The sequence below is a fragment of the Aquabacterium sp. genome, assembly GCF_004297345.1.
In the GTDB taxonomy this organism is placed as follows: Bacteria; Pseudomonadota; Gammaproteobacteria; order Burkholderiales; family Burkholderiaceae_C; genus Aquabacterium.
Genome location: NZ_SCTN01000029.1, coordinates 1 through 3620, shown reverse-complemented (window position 1 = coordinate 3620; position 3620 = coordinate 1). Strand labels below are relative to the sequence as shown.

General features: G+C 60.0%; 6 protein-coding genes. All 6 read left to right on the top strand.

Annotated elements, in window-relative coordinates; translation table 11 throughout:
- The coding region (locus EPO09_RS00835; RefSeq protein WP_290639237.1) for a cytochrome c-type biogenesis CcmF C-terminal domain-containing protein at positions 1-890 on the top strand (890 nt) is incomplete at its 5' end.
- Positions 891-917: 27 nt separating this feature from the next.
- Entirely contained in the window at positions 918-1448 is a 531-nt protein-coding gene (locus tag EPO09_RS00830; protein ID WP_290639235.1) for a DsbE family thiol:disulfide interchange protein, read from the top strand.
- A complete protein-coding gene (locus EPO09_RS00825; protein ID WP_290639233.1) occupies positions 1441-1908 on the top strand; it encodes a cytochrome c-type biogenesis protein in 468 nt (155 codons plus the stop codon). Before EPO09_RS00830 ends, EPO09_RS00825 begins: the two co-directional genes overlap by 8 nt.
- The gene (locus EPO09_RS00820) at positions 1905-2624 is read left to right on the top strand and encodes a tetratricopeptide repeat protein (protein ID WP_290639231.1); all 720 of its coding nucleotides are present in this window, start codon (positions 1905-1907) and stop codon (positions 2622-2624) included. Before EPO09_RS00825 ends, EPO09_RS00820 begins: the two co-directional genes overlap by 4 nt.
- A gap of 104 nt (positions 2625-2728) precedes the next feature.
- Complete coding sequence (locus EPO09_RS00815) at positions 2729-3370, top strand: peroxiredoxin (RefSeq protein ID WP_290639229.1); 642 nt, start codon at positions 2729-2731, stop codon at positions 3368-3370.
- A gap of 22 nt (positions 3371-3392) precedes the next feature.
- Positions 3393-3620, top strand: a 228-nt coding sequence (locus EPO09_RS00810) for a TCP-1/cpn60 chaperonin family protein (RefSeq protein WP_290639227.1), incomplete at its 3' end; no start/stop codon positions are given.

The window sequence follows — 3620 nt, the reverse complement described above, 5'->3', positions numbered from 1 at the left end:
CACTGGATGCGCTGGGTGCAGGCAAGATCTCGGTGGGGCCTCCGTATTTCGAGTCGGTGTTCGTGCCTTTGATGGTGCCTGTGTTGCTATTGATTTCTGTGGGTCCGTTCGTGGCCTGGAAGCAGGGTTCGTGGCAAGGTGCCTGGCGGGATCTTCGTGGCACGGCCTTGATATCGGTGGCGCTGGCTGCGGCCTTGTGGCTGGCACTGCGTACGTCGGTGGGCGTCGCGGTGGGCGTGCTGCTGGCTGTGTGGATCGTGCTGGGTAGCTTGCTGCATGTCTGGCAGCGTTTGCAGGCAGGCGCAGGGCGTACGTCGTTGGCGCAACGCTGGCGTGCTGTGCCGCTGTCCTTCTGGGGCATGGTGGTGGCCCACGTTGGCGTCGGCGTGTTCGTGCTGGGCGTGACCCTGGTGAAGGGGACTGATCACGTGCAGGACGGCAGTCTGAAGGAAGGGCAGTCCGTCAGTGCCGCAGGCTATGTGTTCACCTTCAAGTCCTTGGAGAAGAACAAGGGGCCTAACTACATCGCTGCCCGTGCCACTTTCGAGGTTAACCGTGGCGCCCAGCATGTCGCCACGCTGTATCCGGAAAAACGGCTTTACATCGTGCAGCGCATTCCCATGACGGAAGCGGCGATCGATCGAAGTCTGCTTCGAGACCTGTACGTGTCGCTGGGTGAAGCCACGCCGGACGGCGCCTGGGGCGTTCGGGTGCAGGTCAAGCCCTTCATGAGCTGGGTCTGGCTGGGCGTCTTGATCATGGCCCTGGGCGGCCTCCTGGCCGCGGCTGACAAACGCTATCGCCAACGTGCCAAGCAAGCTCAGCCAGGTCGTGTCTCCAATCAGGCCACGCCCGGTTCGACCTGGCAATCGGCCGCAGTGCCCCACTGATTCGACATCATCTGTCTTTCCAACATCATGAAACGCTTCCTGCTTCCTATCGGACTCTTCCTGGCCATGGCCTGCACCCTGGCGCTTGCACTCAAGCGCGGTGATCCTCAGGAGATCCCTTCTCTCTTGGTAGGCAAGCCCGTGCCGGCATTCAATCTGACGCAACTGGAGGATGCGTCCAAGTCCTTCGGTCCGCAGAACCTCAAGGGCCAGGTGTGGTTGCTCAACGTCTGGGCTTCGTGGTGCACGTCTTGCCGCAAGGAACACCCCTTGCTGCTGGATTTCGCCAAGCAAGGCGTGGTGCCCATCATTGGCTTCAACTATCAGGACCAGCGTGAGGCAGGCCTGGCTACGCTCAAGGAACATGGCAATCCCTACCAGCTCACGGCCTTTGATGCTGATGGTCGCGCAGGCATGGACCTGGGCGTGATCGGCGTACCGGAGACCTTTGTGGTTGACAAGCAAGGCCGTATCCGTTTCAAGTTCACGGGCCCCATCACGCCAGAGGTGCTCAAGGACAAGCTCCTGCCCTTGATCAAGGAGCTCAAGCGTGGCTGATCTGCGCTGCACGCGTTGGTGTGCTCGGCTGGCGAGCGGCCTGGCGGTACAGCTGTCGGCAGTGGTGGCCTCGGCTGCCGTGGCCGCGACTGCGCCCGGTTCCGCCGAGCTCGACGAGCATGTCAATCGCGTGACATCCGAGTTGCGTTGCCTTGTGTGCCAGAACCAGACGATTGCTGACTCTCAAGCCGAGCTGGCCGTGCAATTGAAGAATGAGGTCCGGCAGCAACTGGCTGCTGGCGCCACGGACGATCAGGTCAAGGACTTCATGGTGCAGCGCTATGGCGATTTCGTCCTGTATCGCCCGCCCGTCAATCAAAGCACCTTGCTGTTGTGGGCCGGTCCTTTGCTCTTGCTGACCCTGGGTCTCACATTGTTTGTCTGGCATTGGCGCGAAAGGCGCCAGGCCCAGGCAGATGCGTCTGACTCTGTTGTGCCTGTTGATGAGGTATTGCCATGAAAATTGCCTTTTTGAGCCTCTCGCTGGCCTTGCTCGCGGTGGCCTCGTCTTTCGTGATCTGGCCTTTGTGTCGAACGCAGGTGGCTCATGATGGCGGTTCGGCTATTGCTGCGCCCAAGCGTTGGTCTGCCGTCTGGCTGGTGACCGCATTGGCATTTTCGAGCGCAGGGCTATATCTGTGGATCGGTGAACCAGCCGCCTTGTCCGCATCACCTGTCGCTGCCGTGAGTCGTGCAGACGAGGCGCCTGCGTCGCCCGCCGCGCAAGGTGGGGTTGGTCCGGCGCAGATTGCTGCCATGGTGCAGCGCCTGGAACAGCGCCTGCAGACTCAGCCCAACGATCCCAAGGGTTGGCGCATGCTGATCAAGTCATACGAGACCATGGGGCGATTCGATGATGCTGTGCTGGCCTACCAGCGGCTGTTGAAGCAGACGCCGGCAGACCCGGATCTGCTGACCGACTACGCCGTGACGCTGGGCATGAGCAAAGGGCAAACCTTGGCCGGCGAGCCAGAAGCCTTGCTCGATCAGGCCTTGAAGCTTGACCCCAAGCACATTCAGGCCTTGGCCTTGTCTGGCAGTGCAGCCTTTGAACAGCGAGACTACAAGCGCGCCGTGGCGCAATGGCAGAAGTTGCTGGCCTTGGTGCCGCCAGATGCCGAGGTGCGCCGATCGATCGAGGCCAATGTCGAGAAGGCTCGCGCACTTATCCGTTAAGTGCATCAATACATGCGCAATCAGCGCTTCACCTCATAAGGGCTTGATCCTATCGTTGCAACAACTGATTGGCAGTTTGCAAGCAAGCACGAAAGGATCAAACCATGGCCAGCCTGAGACTCGGCGACATCGCCCCTGACTTCGAACAAGCCTCTTCTGAAGGCACCATCCGCTTCCACGAATGGTTGGGTGACAGCTGGGGCGTACTGTTCTCTCACCCTGCAGACTTCACTCCCGTATGCACCACCGAACTGGGTCTCACAGCCAAGCTCAAGGGTGAGTTTGCCAAGCGCAGCGTGAAGGTCATCGCCTTGTCTGTGGACTCGGTGGCGTCTCACGACAAGTGGATTCCTGACATCAACACCACCCAAGGCACGGTCGTCAATTTTCCGATCATTGCTGATGCTGATCGCAAGGTGTCCGAGCTGTATGACCTGATCCATCCGAATGCCAACAGCACCTTGACCGTGCGCTCCCTGTTCGTGATCGATCCCGCCAAGAAGGTGCGCCTGATCATCACGTATCCCGCGAGCACGGGGCGCAACTTCGACGAGATCTTGCGTGTCGTCGATTCGCTGCAATTGACCGACCACCACAGCGTGGCCACGCCAGGCAACTGGAAGGATGGCGACGACGTGGTGATCGTGCCTTCTCTGCAAGATCCGGACGTGATCAAGCAGAAGTTCCCCAAGGGCTATGTGGCTGTGACGCCTTATCTGCGTCTTACATCTCAGCCCAACCGCTGATTAGAGTAAAGGACATATCAACATGTCAGCGAAACATGTCGTATTCGGTGATGACGCTCGCGCCAAGATCGTGCGCGGTGTCGATATCCTGGCCAACGCCGTCAAGGTGACACTGGGCCCCAAGGGCCGCAACGTGGTGCTGGAACGCGCCTATGGATCCCCCACGGTGACCAAAGACGGCGTCTCTGTCGCCAAGGAAGTCGAGCTCAAGGACAAGTACGAGAACATCGGCGAGATCGGAAGAGCGTCG

Bases quoted from the DNA above. Each gene is read 5' to 3' on its own strand.
- EPO09_RS00830 (WP_290639235.1), top strand. From the start codon at position 918: ATGAAACGCTTCCTGCTTCCTATCGGACTCTTCCTGGCCATGGCCTGC.
- EPO09_RS00820 (WP_290639231.1), top strand. From the start codon at position 1,905: ATGAAAATTGCCTTTTTGAGCCTCTCGCTGGCCTTGCTCGCGGTGGCC.
- EPO09_RS00815 (WP_290639229.1), top strand. From the start codon at position 2,729: ATGGCCAGCCTGAGACTCGGCGACATCGCCCCTGACTTCGAACAAGCC.